Raw genomic sequence first — 19481 nt, 5'->3', positions numbered from 1 at the left:
TCGGGGATAGGACACCATCAATACTGCACTGTCGGCAGGCCAGGCGGCAAGTGATTATCCCGCCGGGCGTCGAGGTCCGGACGGCACGGCGACGCCGAGGTCTGGACGGCACGGCGGCGTCGAGGTCCGGGTTCCGTAAGGTTCCGGGCGCGGACACCTTACGGAACCCGGACCTCGGGTGCGAACTCTTAGTCCTGCTGGACCTCGGACTTGTCCTCGCCCCAGAGGGTATGGAACGTGCCATCGACATCAACCCGGTTGTAGGTATGCGCGCCGAACAGATCACGCAAGCCCTGGGTAAGCGCAGCAGGCAGCCGGTCGCGACGCAGGCCATCGTAGTAGGCCAGCGACGACGAGAACACCGGCACCGGAATGCCCAGCTGCACCGCTGTGGCGACTACCCGTCGCCAGGCCGGGACGGCATCTGCAATCGCGCTGGCGAAGGCCGGTGCGAACAGCAGGTTCGCCGGGCGCTCGTTCTGGTAGGCCGCGGTGATGTCCTTCAGCAACTCGGCCCGGATGATGCAGCCCGCGCGCCAGAGCGACGCGATCTCTGCCAGGTTGAGTTCCCAGTCGTATTCCTTGGCCGCGGCGACGAGCATGTCGAGACCCTGGGCGTAGCTGACCAGTTTCGAGGCGTACAGCGCCTGACGGACGTCCTCGACAAAGTTGTCCGGAAGCTCTGTCGGTATTTCGTTTCCGACCAGCGTGGTCTGAGCTTCCTCGCGCTGGGCATGCTGCGAGGACAGCGCGCGGGCGAAAACCGATTCAGCTATTCCCGAGGTCGGCAGCCCGAGCTCGAGCGCGGAGATAACGGTCCAGCGGCCGGTGCCCTTCTGGCCTGCGGAGTCGACCACGACGTCGATAAACGGCTTGCCCGTCTTGGCATCCACATGCCCGAGCACCTCGGCAGCGATCTCGATCAGGAAGGAGGACAGCTCGCCCTTGTTCCATTCGGCAAAGATTTTCGACTGTTCGGCGGGCTCGATCCCCGCAGCGGACCGCAGCAGGTCGTGGGCCTCGCCGATCACCTGCATGTCGGCGTACTCGATGCCGTTGTGCACCATCTTGACGAAGTGCCCGGCGCCATCGGTTCCGATCCAGGCGCAGCAGGGGACGCCATCGACGTGCGCGGAGATCTTCTCCAGCATTGGACCGAGCGATTCGTACGACTGCTTCGAGCCGCCGGGCATGATGGACGGCCCGTTCAGCGCGCCCTCTTCGCCCCCGGAGACTCCCACACCGACGAAGTGCAGACCCTTTTCCGCCAGCGCGGCCTCCCGGCGGCGAGTGTCAGTGAAGAGAGAATTGCCGGCATCGATGATGATGTCGTCAGGTTCGAGTAGTGGCACGAGGTCTTCGATCACGGCGTCGACCGGTGCGCCGGCCTTCACCATGACGAGCACCCGGCGTGGCCGCTCGAGCGCGCCGACAAGTTCTTCGAGTGATTCGGTTGGGATGAATTCACCCTCATCGCAGTGCTTCTCGATCAGAGCATCGGTTCGGGCTTTGGTGCGGTTGTGCAATGCGACCGTGTACCCGTTGCGGGCAAGGTTTCGCGCCAGGTTCGCGCCCATCACGGCAAGTCCGGTCACGCCAATCTGTGCAGCCATAACAACTCCTAGTCACGCCCGCGGTTCGTGCGGGCTATCGAATGCGTTCGCTTTTCAGCGGATGGCGGGCTCACTTGGTCTCGCTTTAGATTACTGTGCGTCCGCTTGGCGGTTGAGGTCGCGCCCGGCCGGGTCGAGAGTGAAACGGATCGGCGTGCGTGCTCAGAACGCCGGTGAATCCGCAACGTACACTTGCCCCCGGAGTTGGGTTCAACAACGGGCCCCGACGAGGAGAGACATGACTGCCGTAATCGTGATGGGCGTTTCAGGTACCGGAAAGACGACCATCGCGGAGGCGCTTTCCGAAGAACTGGACTGGGCCTTCGCGGAGGCCGACGAGTTTCACAGCCAGGCGAATATCGCGAAGATGGCCAGCAGCACGCCGCTGGTCGACCACGACCGCTGGCCCTGGCTCGGCCTGATCGCTGCCTTTCTCAGTCAGTGCGAGACGGACGGCGACAACGTCATCGTCACCTGTTCTGCTCTGAAGCGGGCGTATCGGGACGTCCTGCGCCGCAGCCAGACGCGGGTTCTCTTCGTTCACCTCGATGCTTCTTTCGACGTAATCGCCGAGCGGGTGGCGAACCGCAAGGGGCACTATATGCCGCTTAAGCTACTCGACTCACAGTTTGAGATCCTGCAACCGCTCGAACCGGACGAGGAGGGCGTTGTCATCGACTCGGCACAGTCGCCGGAGGAGATCGTTCGCCAGGCTGCCGCGTGGGTGCGGGACAGGTGTCAGGACGAGCAAAGCGGCGTCGGCTAGGCCGGCGAGTCCGGGCAGACCCGCTAAGGCAGGCGAGGCGGCCGGCGCCGGCTAGGCCGGCGAGTCCTTCATTTCGATCTCGACGAAAACGAAATCTTCCTCGCCCGGGTTGACCACATTGTGCTCGCTCGGCACCGGCCGGGTGTACGAGGCGCCGATCACCAGCGAACTCGACGCCGAGCCGTCCGGCTTCTCCACGATAAGTTCACCCGTCGTCATCGGCACCACGACGTAATTCAGATCGTGGGCGTGCCAGCCGGTTTCGCTGCCCGGCGGGAATCGCCACTCGGTGACCCGGGTGTACTCATTGTCGATCTGCACCGTTGGCACTGCTTGAGGTCTGCTCATGGCACGACTCTACTGATTAAGAAGCCGCAACTCGTGGGTTTGTCGTCGAAACGTTGATTATTTACGACGAATGGGCGACAAACCTACGAACGAACACGGCGCGGGGCTTCACATCCGACAACACGGCGCGGGGCTTCACCGCGGCCCGCCCACCCGTGCCGGCAGCTTCTGCACGGACTTTCCGATACTCGAGTGACGGCGGAGTCGCCGTAATGACACGATGAATAGAAAATCGCACACGAGACAGGCGAGGGCGCAGTGTTTCTTGGAATCGATATTGGCACCGGCAGCAGCAAGGCGGTCCTGGTAGACCGCGATGGCGAGATCATCGACTCGGCCGTTGTCGCCCATGCGGTGTCCTTGCCAAAACCCGGCTGGGCCGAGTTCGATGCGGAAGAGGTCTGGTGGGCAGAGGTCGGCCTGCTCTCCCGGGAGCTATTTTCCCGCAATGATGCCGTGGATGTGGCCGGAGTCTGCGTCAGCGGGGTGGGACCCGCGCTCGTGGTCACCGACGAGAACCACACGCCACTCAGGCCAGCCATCCTCTATGGCATCGACACCCGCGCCGGCGCGGAAATCGACGAGCTGAACCACGAGATCGGCGAGGAGGTGATTTTCGCCGAATGCGGCAAGGCGCTCTCCTCGCAGGCCGTCGGGCCCAAGCTGCGCTGGATAAGCAACCACGAGCCAGAGGTTTTCGAGAAGACAGCCCGTTGGTTTGGCTGCAGCTCGTTCATCGTGGCGAAGCTCAGTGGCGCCTATGTGCAGGATCACCATACGGCCAGCCAGTGTGATCCGCTCTACGACATCCGGGCGGGCGAGTGGAACGAGCCGCGGGTCAAGGAAATCGCCGGACATATCCCGATGCCGAGGCTTGCCTGGTCGTCCGACGTTGTCGGCGAGGTCACCGCGCAGGCTGCCGAATTCACCGGTATCCCGCAAGGCACCCCGGTGTGCGCGGGAACCGTTGACGCCTGGGCGGAATCGTTCAGCGCCGGCATCCGCAAGCCGGGCGATCTGATGCTGATGTACGGCTCGACCCTGTTCTTCGTGTTGATGCTGAGCGAATTCCGGGCCAGCGACAAGTTGTGGACGACGGCCGGCATCGAAAAGGATTCCCTGACCCTCGCCGCCGGGATGTCGACCTCGGGCAGCCTCACTACCTGGATGCAGCAACTTTTCGGCGGCGTCGAATTCGCCGAGCTATTGGCCGAAGCGGGGGAGGTGCCCGCCGGGTCGGAAGGGCTGCTGGTGCTGCCCTACTTCGCGGGAGAACGATCGCCGATTTTCGATCCGGACGCACGGGGCGTCATCGCCGGCCTGACGCTGCGGCATTCACGTGGTCATCTATTCCGGGCGACGTACGAGGGCATTGCCTTCGGCATCCGGCAGATCATCGACTTTCTGGAAGCCGGTGGAGAGCCGATCGAACGGCTGGTGGCGGTCGGTGGCGGCACGCAGGCCAGGTTGTGGACACAGATCGTCAGCGACGTGACCGGCCGGCCGCAGATGGTGCCGACCCAGACCATCGGCGCCAGCTACGGTGACGCCCTGCTGGCCGCCATCGGCACGGGAGCCGTGCCGCCGGACACCAATTGGGCCACGGATGGGACACTGATCGAGCCAGATCAGCGCAACAAGGAGATTTACGCCGAGCTGTACGGCCACTATGAGTCGTTGTATCCGTCGACCCGCGAGCACATGCACGCGCTGGCCCGGGTCCAGGGGCGTCCGAAAATTCAGGACAGCCCGGAAGCGTAGGGGCGATTCAAGACGCGGCGGGCCGACGCCGCAGCAGGGCGAGGATTGCATCTGCCGTCGCGGTGTCTGTAACGAGCTGCCTGATGTAGCCGCCTTTGGCCGCGGCAATAATGCTGAGCGTCTTCTCTGCCCCAACGGCCACCCCGACGGTATGTTCAATCTTGCGCAGCATTGCCGGGGACGTTCGCACCACGCGATCACTGCCGGTGAATTCGATCTCCGTGCCGTCGGCGGCGAAGAAGTTCAGACAGACGTCTCCTACAGCATTCACCAGTGAATCGTCGTCCAGGGGGATGAACCGTGAGATCGAGCCGCGAGCGGCCGGTGGCGCGCCAATGCCCAGTAAGGCGCCCTTGGCGGTATCCCAGAGCCGGGTGACCCGCTGGAACGATGGGTCGCTGAGCAGACTTTGATACAACTGTGCGGACGGCATCGCCTGGGCGAACAGGAAAGTTGGATGCGCCCCGGTCTTCTCCGCCACCGCCCGGGTTATTTCGTTCGTCTGGTACCAGGGTTCCGGTTCCGCCTGGCCGCCGACCGTCGGCGCGAGCACGATGCCGGCCAGCGACGGCAGCCGTGTGCGGCTGACCTCGTACAAGGTCCGGCCCGACGACACCAGCAGTGAGTTGCCGGGAACCAACTGCATGTCCTCGATGGCGGCGCCCACCTGGGCGGAGAGTCCGGAGAGCATACCGGCCGAATGGTTGCCGCCAGACAGGTAAACCTTCTGCAGGCCGAGGGCATCGGCCAGTTCGTGGCCGAGGCTGCCTTCATTAGCCTGCTGCGGATCGATGACGTCGATCTGGACCAGGCCGACTCGTCTGGCCTCGGCCAGAAAACGGCTGACAGTGGGCCTGGAAACTCGCAGCTTTGCCGCGATCTCGACCTGGGTTGCGTCGTCCAGGTAGTACATCCGGGCGGCCTGGTACAGCGTCTCAAGCGGGAAACGGCTCGATGCTGCCGAAATGCCGGGCGAATCGGTCATGACCTGCAGTCTAGTCGAGATCGCCACCCCGTTTACATGTGTTCTGCGGCAGAAACTATGTTCTTGACATTTGTGCAGGAACCCTTAAGCTGATTCTGCCAGTCGCTTTTCTCGATCCAAGGAGGGGTCATGTCAGCCGAACTGCCAGAAACAATGCGAGCAGTGGTCGTGCACGGGCCGGAAGATTACCAGCTGGAGCAGCTACCGGTTCCCACTCCTGGCCCCGGCCAGATGCTAATCCGGGTAGAAGCTGTCGGTGTATGTGCCAGCGACCTGAAGTGCTATCACGGGGCGGCCAAGTTCTGGGGCGATGAGAACCGCCCGGCCTGGGCGCAGACCGGAATAACGCCCGGCCATGAATTCGTCGGAACCATTGTTCAGGCCGACGCAGAAGCCGTCAACCATCACGGCGTCGAGGTTGGCGACCGGGTAGCCTGCGAACAGATAGTTCCGTGTTGGAAGTGCCGCTACTGCTTGCGAGGCGAGTACTGGATGTGCGCGCCGCACGATATGTTCGGCTTCCGCAACTACAACGGCGCAATGGCCGAGTATTTGGTCGTTCCGAAGGAAGCACTGGCGCACAAGGTCTCGAAGGACCTTCCGCCGGCACACGCGGCGTTCTCCGAGCCGTTGTCCTGTTCGCTGCACGCGGTGGAGCGCGCGAACATCAGCTTTAATGACGTGGTCGTTATCGCGGGCTGCGGACCGATCGGCCTCGGCATGGTTGCCGGTGCGAAGGCGAAGAATCCGCTGAAGGTCATTGCCCTCGATATGTCCGACGACAAGCTTGCGCTGGCGGCCAAATGTGGTGCCGACCTCACCATCAATATTGCCAAGCAAGATGCCGTCCAGATCGTGAAGGACCTCACCGAGGGATATGGCGCCGACGTCTATATCGAAGGCACCGGCCACCCCTCCGCCGTCTCCCAGGGGCTCAACCTGCTGCGCAAGCTCGGCACATATGTCGAATACTCCGTGTTCGGCTCCGATGTCACAGTGGACTGGTCGATCATCAGCGATGACAAGGAACTCGACGTGCTTGGCGCACATCTCGGGCCGCACTGCTGGCCGGCAGCGATCCGGATGATCGAATCCGGGGTGTTGCCGATGGATGAGATCTGCACCAACCAGTTCGGGCTCGATGACTTCCAGGTCGCGCTCGATATGGTCGCCGACACCAACGGTGCTTCGGTCAAGGTCTCGATCCTGCCCTAGACGCAGCTGGGACGCACTCCCGAGACGGGCATGATCTGCCACCGGGCGAGCCGGGTTACGCACCAACTACTAAAACAATGGCGTTTTCGCTTCAACAGCAGGGTTCGACGTATGGAGCCCGGCTCGGGAGGACTTTTCTATGAGTACCAGCACAGCAGAAGGCGTGCATGAGACACGCCTCGATCGGATCGGCATCCCGCACGTTTTGCGCTGGGGGTTCCTCGGCGTCCTAATCTTCATGACCGGAAACGGCGTCGAGTCGAACTTCATCTCGCCGCACATGACCGAAACTCTCGGCAACGACAAAGTCGATCTGGTCGCTACGATTATCACGATGTACGGTGTCTCCGCTCTGGTGGGTTCGTACCTGTCGGGCGCACTCTCCGATCTGTTCGGGCCGCGGCGGGTGATGCTGCTCGGATTCATCGTTTGGGTGGTCTTCGAGGCACTGTTCATCCTCAGCCTCAACCTTGAATCGATTCCACTGGTCTTCCTCACGTATTTCATGCGTGGCTTCGGCTACCCGCTCTTCGCCTTCTCATTCCTGGTCTGGATCAACTCGGTGGTGCCTCGAAAGAGGAACGGGACGGCGGTCGGCTGGTTCTACGTTATGTTCACCGGAGGACTGCCGACCCTGGGGTCGCTCTTCGCTGTCTTCTCCATTCCCGCGTTCGGCGGCGGCCATAACGGCGAAACCATGACGATGATTGCCTCGACGGGCCTGGTCGTCGTGGGTTTCCTGTTTGCCTGGTTCGGTGTGAAGGAACCCCGGGGACGGACGCGACTCGCACCAGCTGAGGATTCTCCGCGTCAGGTACTGCTTTCCGGCATCACCCTAACGATCAAAGAGCCAAAGATCCTGATGGGTTTCCTGGTCCGGCTGATCAATACCGCGCCAGAGTTCGGCATGTTCATCATCCTGCCGACCATCATCGCGAACGATCTCGGCTGGGGTCAGAGCCGCTGGCTCACGATGACCGTCATCGTGTATGCCGGCAACATCCTCTTCAACGCTGCCTTCGGTGCGCTCGGCGACAAGTTCGGCTGGCAGCGCAGCGTTAAGTGGTTCGGGGTGTTTGGATCCGCCATCGGCTTGCTGCTGTGGTGGTACGTACCGCACATGGTTGAGCCCGGTTCGGACTGGGGCTTTGTACTGTCGGTGCTCGCCGGAACGGTGTTCGGCATCCTGCTCGCCGGGTTCGTGCCGATGGGAGCGATCATGCCAGCGCTGGTACCCGAACATAAGGGAGCCGCGATGGCGATGTACACCACGGCCGCTGGTGGTGCGGCGTTCCTCGGTGGCGCGGTTGTCGCCGTCGTCCGTCCGTGGGGTGGGGATGTCGGCGTCGTCTGGGCATTTGTCGCCCTCTACGCTTTGGCCTTCGTGCTGGTCTCGTACCTGAAGGTTCCGGACGATACCGCCGGGGCGCGCCAGCACTGAGAAGCAGCGATAAGCCCGGGATCGGGCCGGGCGGGTCCTTGGGCAGCCGGGGCCGGGCCGGCGCCTGGACCGATTGGTCTCGGGGTCAGACGACCAGCAACAGAAGGACAAGTGCGATGACGAAGATATTCAATCAACCCAGCGAGTTCGCCGAGGACCAGCTGACAGGCTTCCTGGACCTTTACGCTGACCGGCTGCGCGGGGTTCCTGGTGGCGTCATCGCCCGGCGGGCCGGGGAGCCACAGGTCGCAGTGGTGATTGGCGGTGGTTCGGGCCATTACCCGGCTTTTGCCGGCCTTGTCGGCGAGGGATTCGCCAGCGGCGCTGTCGTCGGTAACATCTTCACCTCACCCTCGGCCACGCAGGTCTATTCGGTGGCGAAGGCAGCCAACCAGGGCAGGGGCGTCATCCTGAGCTTCGGCAATTATGCTGGCGACACAATGAACTTCGGCCTGGCTGCCGACCGGCTCCGCAAGGAGGGTATCGACACCCGGATCGTCCTGGTCACCGACGACATCGCCTCCGCCGATGCCGAAGACCAGCGGCGCGGCATCGCCGGTGACTTCGCAGTGTTCAAGGTGATGGGAGCAGCGGCAGGTGAAGGTCGGTCGCTTGATCAGGTGGAACGCCTTGGCCAGGCCGCGAACTCGGCCACCAGGACACTCGGCGTCGCCTTCGATGGCTGCACAATGCCGGGCGCCTCCGAGCCGCTCTTCACCGTCCCGCAAGGGCATCTGGGACTCGGACTCGGCATCCACGGCGAGCCGGGAATTCGAGACGAACCGATGCCGAGCGCGGAGGATCTCTCCCACGTCCTGGTGTCCTCAGTCCTGGAGCACGCGCCAACCGGCGGATCAGTCGGCGAGAGCAGAAGGGTCGCCGCGATTCTGAACGGACTGGGCACGACCAAGTACGAGGAACTCTTCCTGCTTTGGGGGACGATCGCGCCGCGGCTTCGGGAGGCCGGGTTCCAGCCGGTCGAGGCGGAGGTGGGCGAGCTGGTGACCAGCCTCGACATGGGTGGCTGCTCGCTGACTCTGATGTGGCTGGACGACGAGCTCGAGCGGCTGTGGTGCGCCGATGCTTATACGCCGGCCTATCGGAAGCAAAGGTCGCCGATAGCCGCGATCAGTGCGGACGCTGACGACTTTTGGGAGCCGGGTGCCGAACAGGACGTTGCGCCGCAGGCGAGCCCGGCTGCGCAACGGCTCGCCGGCCTGGTGCGGGACGCCCTCGGCTTGATCGCCACCGTGCTGCAGGACAACGAAAAGTTGCTCGGTGACATCGACGCGGTGGCCGGCGACGGCGACCACGGGCGCGGGATGGTCAAGGGTGCGAATGCTGCGGTCGAGGCCGTGGAACTGGCCCTCTCGAATGGATCCCCTGGTACGGCCTCGCACGCGGCGGACGGCGGATCTCCTGGAGCCTCCTGGCTGTTGAAGAAGGCCGGGCAGGCCTGGGCGGAACGGGCTGGCGGAACCTCTGGTGTGCTCTGGGGTGCCGCGTTCGAAGCCTTCGGCGCATCGCTCGGCGACGACTCGGAGCGGTATCAGCCGAAGGATGCCGTCGCCGCGGCGCAGGCGTTTGCCACGGCGATTGTCGAACTCGGTGGTGCCACCGTCGGCGATAAGACGCTTGTCGATGCCTTGCTGCCATTCGTCGATGAGCTGACGGCCCGTGTGAACGGTGGGGAGGACCTACTGACGGCGTTCCGGCACGCTGCCGCGCTCGCATCCGAGAGGGCCGAGGCGACCAGTGAACTGACGCCGAAGCTCGGCCGGGCGCGTCCGCTGGCCGAAAAGAGTCTGGGCACGCCGGATGCCGGCGCGACCTCTATGGCGCTGGTTCTCAGCTCTCTCGCTGACGCCGAACTGTGGAAAGGGAAGTCATGGATGCTCGAGGCTTAAGAATCGTGGTTGGTAGCGACGATGCCGGCTTCCAGTACAAGGAGGCGATTAAGGCCGACTTCGCTAAGAATCACCGAGTCGTCGACATCGTGGACGTCGGCGTCGGCGCGGATGGGCACACGGCATACCCGCATGTGGCAGTTGACGCCGCCAGACTTGTTGCCGAGGGAAAGGCTGACCGGGCATTTCTGGTCTGCGGAACCGGGCTCGGTGTAGCCATCGCTGCTAATAAGGTCAGAGGAATTCGCGCCGTCACCGCACACGATTCCTACTCGGTCGAACGCGCGATCCTGAGCAACAACGCGCAGGTGCTGACAATGGGTCAGCGGGTCATCGGCTTGGAACTTGCCCGCCGGTTGGCCGGGGAATGGCTGAGCTACAGCTTCGATGCGTCCAGTGCCTCCGCGGAAAGGTCGCGGCAATCGGCAGCTACGAAGTCTGATCCGCGGGTCTGCAGTGGGGCGTGGTGCGAACCGCGGTCGCTGGTCGGCGCGTGAAACGTGGACTATTAGCTTCGAACCGGCACTATCCCACGTCTAAGGGGCGTGGCCGAGGGGCGGAAGGCTGGAGTATGACTTGTTGCCCCCCAAAGCGTCGCTCAGCTGAGCACGGTGTACCTGTGTGACTTCACCCGCTCGGCAAGCTGCGTCCAGGGATGGGGCTGCGCCGCTAACAGTTCTGCATACAGCTCGGCGGGGACTTCGTGGTAGGCATAGAGGCCGCCGTGCCGGAACTCCACGTAGAGGGTAGACGTCTTATCGTCGTACCCGACCGCAGCGAGGCTGTCGGACCGGATTGGCTGCAGCTCCACTGTCTCCTCCGAAATTCAGCTGTGCGCTTGGATCAGGAACCGGTGCGCTTGGGCGAGGAGAGGCCCGTCTGCAAGGATCTCCTCGTGGATGCGGCGCAGTTGATCACGGTACGCGTCAACGCTGAAGTTCGGAACCTGCCAGTCGATGACCTGGAGAAAACCGACCAGGGCGCCGACGTCGCCAAACCAGGTATCGATCAGCGCCTCTTCTGCCTTTTCGATGACGAAACCCGCTGCACGAAGCCCATCCACCGCGGCTTCAAGTGTCCAGTCGGAATAGTCAAGCGGCTGAGCCCCGAGTCTTGCATTGATTTCCGAAAGATCGCGGCCGCCGACCTGCTGAGTCAGGAAACGGCCGTCAGGTTGTAAGACTCTTTTGACCTCTGTCGGATCAAAGGATTCATGCTTATTGACGACTAGGTCGAGTTCGTTGTCTCTAAATGGAAGCCTTGAATCGTCGGTGAAAGCGACGACGTTCACGCCTAGCGGTGCCAGCCTAGTGCGAGCAACCGGAAGGTTTGGTTCCCACGACTCGGTCGCCGTGACGTATTGCGGCGATTGAGTTCCTAGCTCTTCAAGTAGTTCCTTAAAAAATTCACCGCCGCCCGTGCCCATGTCGGCCATAGCGGCCGCTTGCCGTGCCGCGCTTGCAACAAGCGCTGGGTAATCCCAGGGTGTCGGTTCCTCGAATATTCGGCCTTCGAAGGCAGAGAAGTCCCAACCTTCGAAACGGAATACCTCACTGGCTAGACTGTCAAAGTCCATGCGAGCACTGTACGGCAGATGACGGACCGGGGACTCTTTGCGCTGCATGCACTCGAGACCGCCGAGACCACCGTTGATCTTAGCCAAGACGTTCTTAAGCAGGCGTGAGCAACCGCCTTCTGCACTACCGAGCACGTGTGCTTGCCGCCCGCAACTCGAGCTGCCGTAGTTCCGAACTTATAAGCGTCTGGGTGTCGGTCTCACGAAGATATAAGAGAATGGGCGCCTTGCTTTTAAGTTCGCGTCGAACCCCTCTGCGTGCGCTCGGCATCCTGGCCTACGGATGTACAACGCTTCGACGCCTACGAGTCCTGGGTATCAAGCGATGTCGTCCCGCCCGAGGGAGGAGAGCATTTCGGGCCGGCGCTGCCTCCGCCCTACCTATTGCGCAGTGTCCTGATCATCACCGGCGCGCACGGCGGCGAGGAGCTCGATGGACCAGCGTGGCAGTCGGTGTTCGAGCAACTCCCACACGACGCCTCTGTCGATGTCTTCGTAGTGATGTGCGTACTTGTCCCGGGCTCGGGATAGTGCCTGCCAGGGACCCGGGTGAGCCGACTTGAACTCGTCGGACACCTTGCCGGCCGCAACGTCCAGCTCGATGACGATCATCCGACCGGCGAGGAATTCGACGACGTTCGCCTGTTCGAAGAACACCTCGCGGCCGCGGGCCACGACCTGCTCGGCCTGCCGAGCGACATCTACCATCTGTGCCACGCAGGTGACGTCCTCACCCGAACTCACAGTGGCACCGCGTCTGCCTTGGCCTCCGCCAGCGCGTAAGGGGTTCGGTGGTCTTCGGAGACCACATCGACGTGGATGCCCAGACGGGCCTCGATGTCGGCCTCCACCGCCATCAGGTCGAACAGGTCGAACCCTGGGGGGAAGGTGGCCATGATGTCCAGGTCACTGCCGGGTCGGTCGTCACCGCGGGCAGTTGAACCGAAAACGCGAATATCACGGGCGCCGTATTTAAGCAGGGTCTCGCGCAGATCGCGGCGGTTCTGTTCGCCAGCGATAGCAGCACTCGGGCGAACGAGGCGGCGGATGGCGGCCTCCACACGACGATTGACGGAGTCACTTCCGCGGCGATTGTGTTCGATGGCTGACAGATCGGGCTGCCGCATGCCGGCCTCACGGGCGACTTCGGCCTGACTCAGCCCATAACGCTGGCGGTAATCGCGCAATGTGTGTCCGTCCACAGTATGAGTATAGAACGTATCTATGCCTCTCGTGCCGAGGCCCTACGGCGACCTATCCGATGGTGACGGAGTGGCCGACAGCACGATGCGCCGGTCACCGGCCGGCCAGGAAGCGATCTGTCGCCATCCCCGCCCAGGGCTGGTCATCGAGACGGGTTCGTTAGATGGTTGAGCTATGCCGAATCGACTGAACGAGGCAACCAGCCCATACCTCCTGCAGCACGCGGACAACCCGGTTGACTGGTGGGAATGGGAACCCGAGGCCTTCGACGAGGCGCGCCGACGCGATCTGCCGGTGTTGCTCTCCGTCGGGTATGCGGCCTGTCATTGGTGCCACGTGATGGCGCATGAATCTTTCGAGAACCCGGACACGGCTGCGGTAATGAATGCCCATTTCGTGAACATCAAGGTAGACCGCGAGGAACGACCGGACATCGACTCGGTCTACATGAACGCACTGCAGGCGATGACCGGCCAGGGTGGCTGGCCGATGACCGTATTCCTGACACCTGACGCCGAACCGTTCTATGCCGGAACCTACTATCCGCCGCGGCCCCGGTATCAGCAGCCATCTTTTCTGCAGGTGCTGGCCGCCATCGACGACGCGTGGCGCAACCGCCGAACGGAACTCACCGCGAGCGCCGCAGACCTTGTCGACCGGCTTCGGGAGCAGGGCGCGCTTCCGGCAGGGAGTTTGCCCGATGCTGCCGTGCTCGATGCCGCGGTCGTGAAGCTGGCGGACGATTTCGATCCGCGGGACGGCGGATTTGGCGGGGCGCCGAAGTTCCCGCCATCGATGTCGCTCATCCAGCTGCTGCGCCATCATGCCCGCACCGACGACCGGTCGGCGCTCGATATGGCGACTGTGACCTGCCGGACGATGGCGCACGGCGGCATCTACGATCAGCTTGCCGGCGGGTTCTCCCGCTACTCGGTCGACGCCAACTGGCGAGTGCCGCACTTCGAGAAGATGCTCTATGACAACGCGCTTCTGCTCCGCGCCTATACCCAGTTCTGGCTAGCGACGGGGGAGCCGCTGGCCCGCCGTGTCGCCGGGGAAACGGCCGACTGGCTGATCTCGGACCTGCGTACGGATGACGGCGCCTTCGCCTCCTCACTCGATGCAGACACCGAGGGCGAGGAGGGGAAATTCTATGCCTTCACGCCTGAGGAACTGAATGAGATCCTTGGCGCGGAAGACGGCGAGTGGGCTGCCTCGGTGTTCAAGGTGACCGAGGAAGGCACCTTCGAGAAGGGCAGCTCGGTGCTTCAGTTAAACCCAGAACTGGCAGCCGACGACGCTCCGCGCTTCAAATCGGTGCGTGACCGGCTGCTCGCGGCCCGGGAACAGCGGACCCACCCGGCCCGCGACGACAAGGTGGTGGCGGCCTGGAATGGTCTGGCGATTACCGGACTGGTGCATGCCGGCATGGCTCTTGACCGGCCGGAACTGGTGGAGGTCGCGACATCGGCGGCAAACTTCCTGTTGTCAACGCATGCAGTCGAAGGCGATGGCCAACTTCGATTGCTGCGAACCTCCCGGGCTGGCGAGCCGGGCTCCAACGCGGGCGTGCTCGAGGACTACGGGTGTGTTGCCGCGGCGTTCATCGCCGTGTTTTCCGCGACCGGACATCGTCGCTGGTATGACGCCGCCGGGAGCCTGTGTGACTCCATCCTCGATCACTTCTCGTCGACGTCGGAGGACGGAACCAGGCAGTTTCACGACACTGCCGATGACGCTGAGCAGCTGCTGCTCCGTCCCGCTGATCCGTCCGACAACGCGAGCCCGAGCGGCCGATCTGCCGCGGCAGACGCCCTGCTCGAGTTCGCAGCCATTTCTGGTCAGGCACGTTACCGAGAGGCTGCCGAACAGGCGCTGGGAATATACGCGCCCTTGGCCGGCGCATATCCGCGGGCGGCAGGATGGGGACTTGCCGTCGCGGAGGCGATGGCGGACGGACCGAAGGAGATCGCCATCGTGCTGCCACGGGAGGATGGCGCGGTGGGTTCCGGCGGCACGAGTCGCCCGGATGAGAAGGCTTTTAGCAGGGCCGGCAGGGCCAGCGATGCAGGGCAGCCGGGCGGCAGTGCTTCGGATCGAGTCAACGACCTGATCCGGGCAGCTTGGCGATCAGGTGCTGGCGGCGTGATTGCCATCGGTCATGAGGGAGATCCGGACCCGGTGCCGCTGCTGCAGGACCGCCCGGTGGCATCCGGTAAACCGACGGTGTATGTCTGCCAGGGGTTCGTCTGTCGGCAGCCCACCACCGACCCGGCCGAGCTCAGCCGACTGCTGGGCGCGGGAGCCGAGCCGACCTAGTTCCCGGTTGCCCGGTTAGGCCGACACCCCGCCGGCCTGTGTGGCCCGTGGCCGAGAAGCCGAGCGGTCGAGCAGCCGGCCCCCTCCCAACCTCCTACACAACGGTGCCGAAGAATTCGGCACACGCCTGGGCAAGGTACAGCGGATCGGAGACGGCACACAGTTCGCGAGCGGAGTGCATCGACAGCAGTGGGATACCGACGTCTACCGTGCGGATGCCGAGTCGGGTAGAGGTGAGCGGCCCGATGGTGGAGCCACACGGCATCTCGTTGTTGGAAACGAACTCCTGGTAAGGCACGTCGGCCGCCTTGCAGAGCCGCGCCCATACAGCTGCGCCGGTGGCGTCGGTGGAATATCGCTGGTTGGCGTTAATCTTCAGCAGCGGACCGCGGCCGGCCACCGGACGGTTCGCGGGATCGTGCCGCTCGGGGTAGTTCGGATGCACCGAGTGACCGGCATCGGCTGAAACGCAGAACGACGCGGCGTAGGCCTGCAGTCGTTGAGCGGAATCCGCACCGAGCCCGAACGAGATCCTGGTCAGCACGTCGTCCAGGATCGGTCCGCTGGCGCCGGAGCGTGATCCGCTGCCGACCTCTTCATGGTCGAATGCCGCGAGCACCGAGATCGGCCCGGTGTACCCAGCCTCATCCGAGCGCGATGCGACATCCAGCAGCGCGGTCAGTCCGGCGTGCACCGAGGAGAGGTTGTCCAACCTGCCGGAGGCAAAGAGTTCGCCGTAACCGCCGAACACCTGTGGCAGTTGGGTATCCGCCACGACGATGTCATAGCCGGCAACGGATGCCGCTTCGACATCTGCCTGATCCGCCAGCACGCCGAGCAGGTCGGCGGGCTGACCCGTCTCAAGTCCCCATACCGGGTTCATATGCACCTGTTTGTTCAGCGAGAGCCCGTCATTGACCGCTCGATCCAGGTGAATCGCGAGCTGCGGAAACCGCAGCATCGGTCCGGTACGGGTAAGGTGCTCGGCGCCATCGAGGGTCACGAGTCGGCCAGCGAGTTCAACCTCTCGGTCCAACCAGGAGTTGAGCAGCGGACCGCCATACACCTCGACTCCGGCCTGCAGCCAACCATGCGCGGCGGTCGAGGACTTCGGTTTGAGCTTGAACGACGGCGAATCGGTGTGCGCGCCCACGATGTTGAACGGCGTGGTCGGGCCGGCCGTCGCCGGTGCAACCCATGCGATGACGGCGCCGTCGCGGATAACGAATTGCTTGGTAGCCGCCGGGGTGGACCCATCAGTATCCGGCTTCGGATCGGTTTGTTCGGACGCCTCGCGCAGTTCGGTGAACCCGGCCTCCCGCAGCCGGGCGGCCACTTCGTGCGCCGCGTGGAACGACGAAGGCGACTGGGTGACGAATCCGCCAAGGTCGCCGATGTGCTCATGGGGAGTAAGTGAGGCAAGCGAAGTCATAGCCTCATTCTGCCCTGCTATCGGAAACGAGGATCGTGCAGCCAACCCCGGCCGTTGTGACGAACCCCACCGGGCCTGCGTTGAGGCGACCTGGCAAACCTCTTCAAACGACTGCCATGACGTGAAAGGCTTGCAGGGCAATCCACGTCCGCTTCGAAAGGATGCTTGTGTCTGACCAGCAGTCGATCCAGTCCGACCCGAACTGGTGGCGACAGGCCGCCGTCTATCAGATCTATCCGCGAAGTTTTGCCGACGCGAACGGTGACGGGATCGGTGACCTTCGCGGCGTCACGTCGCGGCTGCCCTACCTTTCCGAGCTGGGCATCGACGCCGTGTGGCTGAGCCCGTTCTACCCCTCCGAGCTGGCCGACGGTGGCTACGACGTCGCCGATTACCGCGATGTCGACCCGCGGATCGGCAGCCTGGACGACTTCGACACCATGATGGCCAAAGCCAATGAGCTTGGGATCAGGATCATCGTCGACATCGTGCCCAACCATTCCTCGGACCAGCACGCCTGGTTCCAGGAAGCCCTTGCGGCTGAACCCGGGTCACCCGAGCGGGACCGGTACATCTTCCGTGATGGCAAGGGCCCGGACGGCGCCGAACCGCCGAGCAACTGGGTATCGCACTTCGGCGGCAGCGCCTGGACCCGGGTTCCCGATGGCCAGTGGTACCTGCATCTGTTCGCCCGGGAACAGCCGGACTTCAACTGGACCAACACGCAAGTGCGCGAGGATTTCAAGAAGACTCTGCGCTTCTGGTCCGATCGAGGTGTCGCGGGCTTCCGGATTGACGTGGCACACGCGCTCGCCAAGGATCTGCCGGCCGAGCTGCCGGACCTGCCACCAACGCACAACGACACGATGACCGACTTCCCGACAGATGGAAGCCATCCGCTCTACGACCGGCACGAGGTGCACGAAATCTATCGCGAGTGGCGCGAGGTTTTCGATGAGTACGATCCACCGCGCACAGCCGTCGCCGAAGCCTGGGTGGCCAACGAACGGCGGGTGATCTACGCGCAGCAGGATCTGCTCGGCCAGGCGTTCAACTTCGAGTTCCTTGAGGCCGACTGGGATGCCGCGGTTTTCCGCGCAATCATCGACTCATCGCTTGCCTCGGCAGCGGAAGTTCAGGCGTCGGCGACCTGGGTGCTGTCCAACCACGATGTGGTCCGGCATCCGTCCCGCTACGCCCTGCCAGCGGATGCCAACCTCAACGAGTGGCTGCTTTCCGAAGGGCACACACCCGAGCCGAACCCGGAGCAGGGCCTGCGCCGGGCGCGGGCCGCGACAATGCTGATGCTGGCTCTGCCGGGCTCGTCCTACCTCTATCAGGGCGAGGAGCTGGGCCTGTTCGAGGTCGCCGATCTGCCGACCGGATCCCTGCAGGATCCGCAGTGGGAGCGTACCGGGATGACGAGCAAGGGACGCGACGGATGCCGGGTTCCGCTGCCCTGGAACCGGGGCGGACCCTCGTTCGGATTCGGCGGCGACGCCTGGCTGCCGCAGCCTGATTGGTACGGAGAATCGTCGGTCGAGGCCGAGGATGGCGTGCCCGACTCGATGCTGAGCCTGTACCGCGAGGCGCTTCGGCTGCGTCGGGACTTTCAGGGCGATGAAAATCTGACCTGGTCCGGGGACGCCGGATCGGCCCAATCTGTGCTGCACTTTCGGCGTTCCACTGGCTGGGAATCGGTGACGAACTTCTCGTCCGGGCCCGTCCCGCTGCCGGAAGGCAAAGTGCTGCTGAGTAGCCAGCCGCTGTCCGATGGCCAGCTACCGGGCGAAACGACGGTCTGGCTGGAACGCTAAAGTCCGGCCAGGTCACCTTCCGCTAAGCGAAACGGTCCACTTTCTCCTTAAGCTGGGCACCTAATACAGGGGTCCTGGGGGAGATAGCGGACCGTTTCGCCTTGTGCCTTACTTCAGCCCGACCATGGCGGCCGAGTGGTCCCACAGTTCGGCCGCCAGGGCCGGGTCGTCGGCCTGTCGGTTAGCCCGGGCTCGCTTGCGGCCGGCGTAGTACTCGCCCGGCTTCCAGTCGGTACCCGGCCGCGCAACGGTGAGCCAGACCATCGTGTCGGCGCCCTGCACCGGGGTGCCGAGGATTCTTCCCGCGATCGGATTCCGGTACAGCGGACGAAGCAGGCTTGCGGATCCGGCGGCGAAGTTTGTGGCGATAACACCTGGATGAAAAGCGGCAGCGTTCAGCCCGTCCTGATGGAAGCGGCGGTGCAGCTCCCGGGTGAACAACAGGTTCATCAGTTTCGCATCGCCGTATGCCTTATGCGGCGTATACCGGTTGGCATTGCCGAGGTCATTGATGTTGATCTTGCCCCACACCCGGTTGGCCACGCTCGAGGTGTTCACCACCGTTGCGTCACTGGCGAGCAGCTTGCCGAGCAGCAGGTTGGTCAGCAGGAATGGCGCCAGATGGTTGACCTGCAGCGTCAGCTCATACCCATCATCCGTGTGCCTGCGCTTGCCCATGACCCCGCCGGCGTTATTGAGCAGGGCATCGATGCGCGGATACCGCTCGTTGATGGCGTCCGCGAGCGCGCGGACATCGTCAAGGTTTGAGAAGTCAGCGGTCAGGTGATCGGCGCCAAGACGCTCGGCCACAGCGGCGGATTTCTCGGCCGAGCGGCCGACAACGACGACGCGGAAACCCAGCGCATGAAGCTGGCCGGCCGCAGCCGCGCCGATCCCGTCGCTGGCACCGGTAATGACCACGGTTCGCTCGCTCATGTGCTCCAAGCTACGGCACACGCGCACGGCCGCCTGGGGGCGGTACTCCCCACCCGGGAGGGGAGAGCCGCAATCGGGAGGGGTACACCCGGGCGGGAGGCTTGGAACCACCGTTTCGACTGCTACCCCTCCCAGGAACCCGAGAAGCGAGACTCGGCGCAC

The 19481-nt window shown here is 63.7% G+C and carries 17 protein-coding genes; 8 read left to right on the top strand and 9 right to left on the bottom strand.

The genetic code is table 11. The annotated features are described in order from the left end of the window. Positions 1 to 188: 188 nt before the first annotated feature. Complete coding sequence (gene gnd, locus LWF01_RS14685) at positions 189 to 1613, bottom strand: NADP-dependent phosphogluconate dehydrogenase (RefSeq protein WP_349638107.1); 1425 nt, start codon at positions 1611 to 1613, stop codon at positions 189 to 191. A 238-nt stretch (positions 1614 to 1851) separates the two neighbouring features. On the opposite strand from gnd, the gene LWF01_RS14680 reads away from it, so the two are divergent. Further along, positions 1852 to 2379, top strand: coding sequence for a gluconokinase (locus LWF01_RS14680; RefSeq protein WP_349638106.1), 528 nt, complete (start codon positions 1852 to 1854; stop codon positions 2377 to 2379). A 51-nt stretch (positions 2380 to 2430) separates the two neighbouring features. Here LWF01_RS14680 and LWF01_RS14675 read toward each other — a convergent pair whose 3' ends face one another. Then, positions 2431 to 2727 (bottom strand): cupin domain-containing protein, encoded by a 297-nt coding sequence (locus LWF01_RS14675; RefSeq protein ID WP_349638105.1) that lies wholly within the window; start codon positions 2725 to 2727, stop codon positions 2431 to 2433. 258 nt (positions 2728 to 2985) lie between these two features. Between LWF01_RS14675 and LWF01_RS14670 the strand changes: the two genes are divergently transcribed. Then, on the top strand, positions 2986 to 4488 hold the full coding sequence (locus LWF01_RS14670; protein ID WP_349638104.1) for an FGGY-family carbohydrate kinase: 1503 nt from the start codon (positions 2986 to 2988) through the stop codon (positions 4486 to 4488). A 7-nt stretch (positions 4489 to 4495) separates the two neighbouring features. Here the strand turns inward: LWF01_RS14670 and LWF01_RS14665 are convergent, their stop codons facing one another. After that, positions 4496 to 5473: a sugar-binding transcriptional regulator gene (locus LWF01_RS14665; protein ID WP_349638103.1), complete on the bottom strand. Its 978-nt coding sequence runs from the start codon at positions 5471 to 5473 to the stop codon at positions 4496 to 4498. A 129-nt stretch (positions 5474 to 5602) separates the two neighbouring features. On the opposite strand from LWF01_RS14665, the gene LWF01_RS14660 reads away from it, so the two are divergent. The 4 genes from LWF01_RS14660 (at position 5603) to LWF01_RS14645 (ending at position 10533) form a co-directional block, all read left to right on the top strand. Then, positions 5603 to 6688, top strand: coding sequence for an alcohol dehydrogenase catalytic domain-containing protein (locus LWF01_RS14660; protein WP_349638102.1), 1086 nt, complete (start codon positions 5603 to 5605; stop codon positions 6686 to 6688). Between the two features lie 139 nt (positions 6689 to 6827). Beyond that, positions 6828 to 8129 carry an MFS transporter gene (locus LWF01_RS14655; protein ID WP_349638101.1) on the top strand — a complete coding sequence of 434 codons (1302 nt, stop codon included), beginning with the start codon at positions 6828 to 6830 and terminating at the stop codon, positions 8127 to 8129. 116 nt (positions 8130 to 8245) lie between these two features. Then, entirely contained in the window at positions 8246 to 10036 is a 1791-nt protein-coding gene (locus LWF01_RS14650) for a dihydroxyacetone kinase family protein (RefSeq protein WP_349638100.1), read from the top strand. Beyond that, the gene (locus LWF01_RS14645; RefSeq protein WP_349638099.1) at positions 10018 to 10533 is read left to right on the top strand and encodes a ribose-5-phosphate isomerase; all 516 of its coding nucleotides are present in this window, start codon (positions 10018 to 10020) and stop codon (positions 10531 to 10533) included. Before LWF01_RS14650 ends, LWF01_RS14645 begins: the two co-directional genes overlap by 19 nt. A gap of 101 nt (positions 10534 to 10634) precedes the next feature. Here LWF01_RS14645 and LWF01_RS14640 read toward each other — a convergent pair whose 3' ends face one another. The 4 genes from LWF01_RS14640 to LWF01_RS14625 all read right to left on the bottom strand — a co-directional run bounded on the left by LWF01_RS14640 (position 10635) and on the right by LWF01_RS14625 (position 12814). After that, a complete protein-coding gene (locus LWF01_RS14640; protein WP_349638098.1) occupies positions 10635 to 10847 on the bottom strand; it encodes a KTSC domain-containing protein in 213 nt (70 codons plus the stop codon). Positions 10848 to 10862: 15 nt separating this feature from the next. After that, positions 10863 to 11612 carry a class I SAM-dependent methyltransferase gene (locus LWF01_RS14635; protein ID WP_349638097.1) on the bottom strand — a complete coding sequence of 250 codons (750 nt, stop codon included), beginning with the start codon at positions 11610 to 11612 and terminating at the stop codon, positions 10863 to 10865. A gap of 381 nt (positions 11613 to 11993) precedes the next feature. Next, positions 11994 to 12320, bottom strand: a complete 327-nt coding sequence (locus LWF01_RS14630) for a HepT-like ribonuclease domain-containing protein (protein ID WP_349640940.1) — start codon at positions 12318 to 12320, stop codon at positions 11994 to 11996. A 32-nt stretch (positions 12321 to 12352) separates the two neighbouring features. After that, positions 12353 to 12814 (bottom strand): nucleotidyltransferase domain-containing protein, encoded by a 462-nt coding sequence (locus tag LWF01_RS14625; protein WP_349638096.1) that lies wholly within the window; start codon positions 12812 to 12814, stop codon positions 12353 to 12355. A 175-nt stretch (positions 12815 to 12989) separates the two neighbouring features. On the opposite strand from LWF01_RS14625, the gene LWF01_RS14620 reads away from it, so the two are divergent. Beyond that, entirely contained in the window at positions 12990 to 15134 is a 2145-nt protein-coding gene (locus tag LWF01_RS14620; protein WP_349638095.1) for a thioredoxin domain-containing protein, read from the top strand. 94 nt (positions 15135 to 15228) lie between these two features. On the opposite strand, the gene LWF01_RS14615 is transcribed toward LWF01_RS14620, so the two are convergent. After that, entirely contained in the window at positions 15229 to 16566 is a 1338-nt protein-coding gene (locus LWF01_RS14615) for a M18 family aminopeptidase (protein ID WP_349638094.1), read from the bottom strand. A 161-nt stretch (positions 16567 to 16727) separates the two neighbouring features. Between LWF01_RS14615 and LWF01_RS14610 the strand changes: the two genes are divergently transcribed. After that, positions 16728 to 18383: a glycoside hydrolase family 13 protein gene (locus tag LWF01_RS14610; protein ID WP_432761966.1), complete on the top strand. Its 1656-nt coding sequence runs from the start codon at positions 16728 to 16730 to the stop codon at positions 18381 to 18383. Positions 18384 to 18491: 108 nt separating this feature from the next. On the opposite strand, the gene LWF01_RS14605 is transcribed toward LWF01_RS14610, so the two are convergent. Continuing rightward, positions 18492 to 19319 (bottom strand): SDR family NAD(P)-dependent oxidoreductase, encoded by an 828-nt coding sequence (locus LWF01_RS14605; protein ID WP_349638092.1) that lies wholly within the window; start codon positions 19317 to 19319, stop codon positions 18492 to 18494. Positions 19320 to 19481 lie beyond the last annotated feature (162 nt).

Origin of the sequence: Saxibacter everestensis, assembly GCF_025787225.1 — a bacterium.
Classification (GTDB): domain Bacteria; phylum Actinomycetota; class Actinomycetes; order Actinomycetales; family Brevibacteriaceae; genus Saxibacter; species Saxibacter everestensis.
This window is presented reverse-complemented; position numbering and strand designations above follow the sequence as displayed.

Bases quoted from the DNA above. Each gene is read 5' to 3' on its own strand.
- LWF01_RS14620 (WP_349638095.1), top strand. From the start codon at position 12,990: ATGCCGAATCGACTGAACGAGGCAACCAGCCCATACCTCCTGCAGCAC.
- gnd (WP_349638107.1), bottom strand. From the start codon at position 1,613: ATGGCTGCACAGATTGGCGTGACCGGACTTGCCGTGATGGGCGCGAAC.
- LWF01_RS14660 (WP_349638102.1), top strand. From the start codon at position 5,603: ATGTCAGCCGAACTGCCAGAAACAATGCGAGCAGTGGTCGTGCACGGG.
- LWF01_RS14615 (WP_349638094.1), bottom strand. From the start codon at position 16,566: ATGACTTCGCTTGCCTCACTTACTCCCCATGAGCACATCGGCGACCTT.
- LWF01_RS14675 (WP_349638105.1), bottom strand. From the start codon at position 2,727: ATGAGCAGACCTCAAGCAGTGCCAACGGTGCAGATCGACAATGAGTAC.
- LWF01_RS14635 (WP_349638097.1), bottom strand. From the start codon at position 11,612: ATGGACTTTGACAGTCTAGCCAGTGAGGTATTCCGTTTCGAAGGTTGG.
- LWF01_RS14650 (WP_349638100.1), top strand. From the start codon at position 8,246: ATGACGAAGATATTCAATCAACCCAGCGAGTTCGCCGAGGACCAGCTG.
- LWF01_RS14680 (WP_349638106.1), top strand. From the start codon at position 1,852: ATGACTGCCGTAATCGTGATGGGCGTTTCAGGTACCGGAAAGACGACC.
- LWF01_RS14665 (WP_349638103.1), bottom strand. From the start codon at position 5,473: ATGACCGATTCGCCCGGCATTTCGGCAGCATCGAGCCGTTTCCCGCTT.
- LWF01_RS14610 (WP_432761966.1), top strand. From the start codon at position 16,728: ATGCTTGTGTCTGACCAGCAGTCGATCCAGTCCGACCCGAACTGGTGG.
- LWF01_RS14630 (WP_349640940.1), bottom strand. From the start codon at position 12,320: ATGGTAGATGTCGCTCGGCAGGCCGAGCAGGTCGTGGCCCGCGGCCGC.
- LWF01_RS14655 (WP_349638101.1), top strand. From the start codon at position 6,828: ATGAGTACCAGCACAGCAGAAGGCGTGCATGAGACACGCCTCGATCGG.
- LWF01_RS14645 (WP_349638099.1), top strand. From the start codon at position 10,018: ATGGATGCTCGAGGCTTAAGAATCGTGGTTGGTAGCGACGATGCCGGC.
- LWF01_RS14605 (WP_349638092.1), bottom strand. From the start codon at position 19,319: ATGAGCGAGCGAACCGTGGTCATTACCGGTGCCAGCGACGGGATCGGC.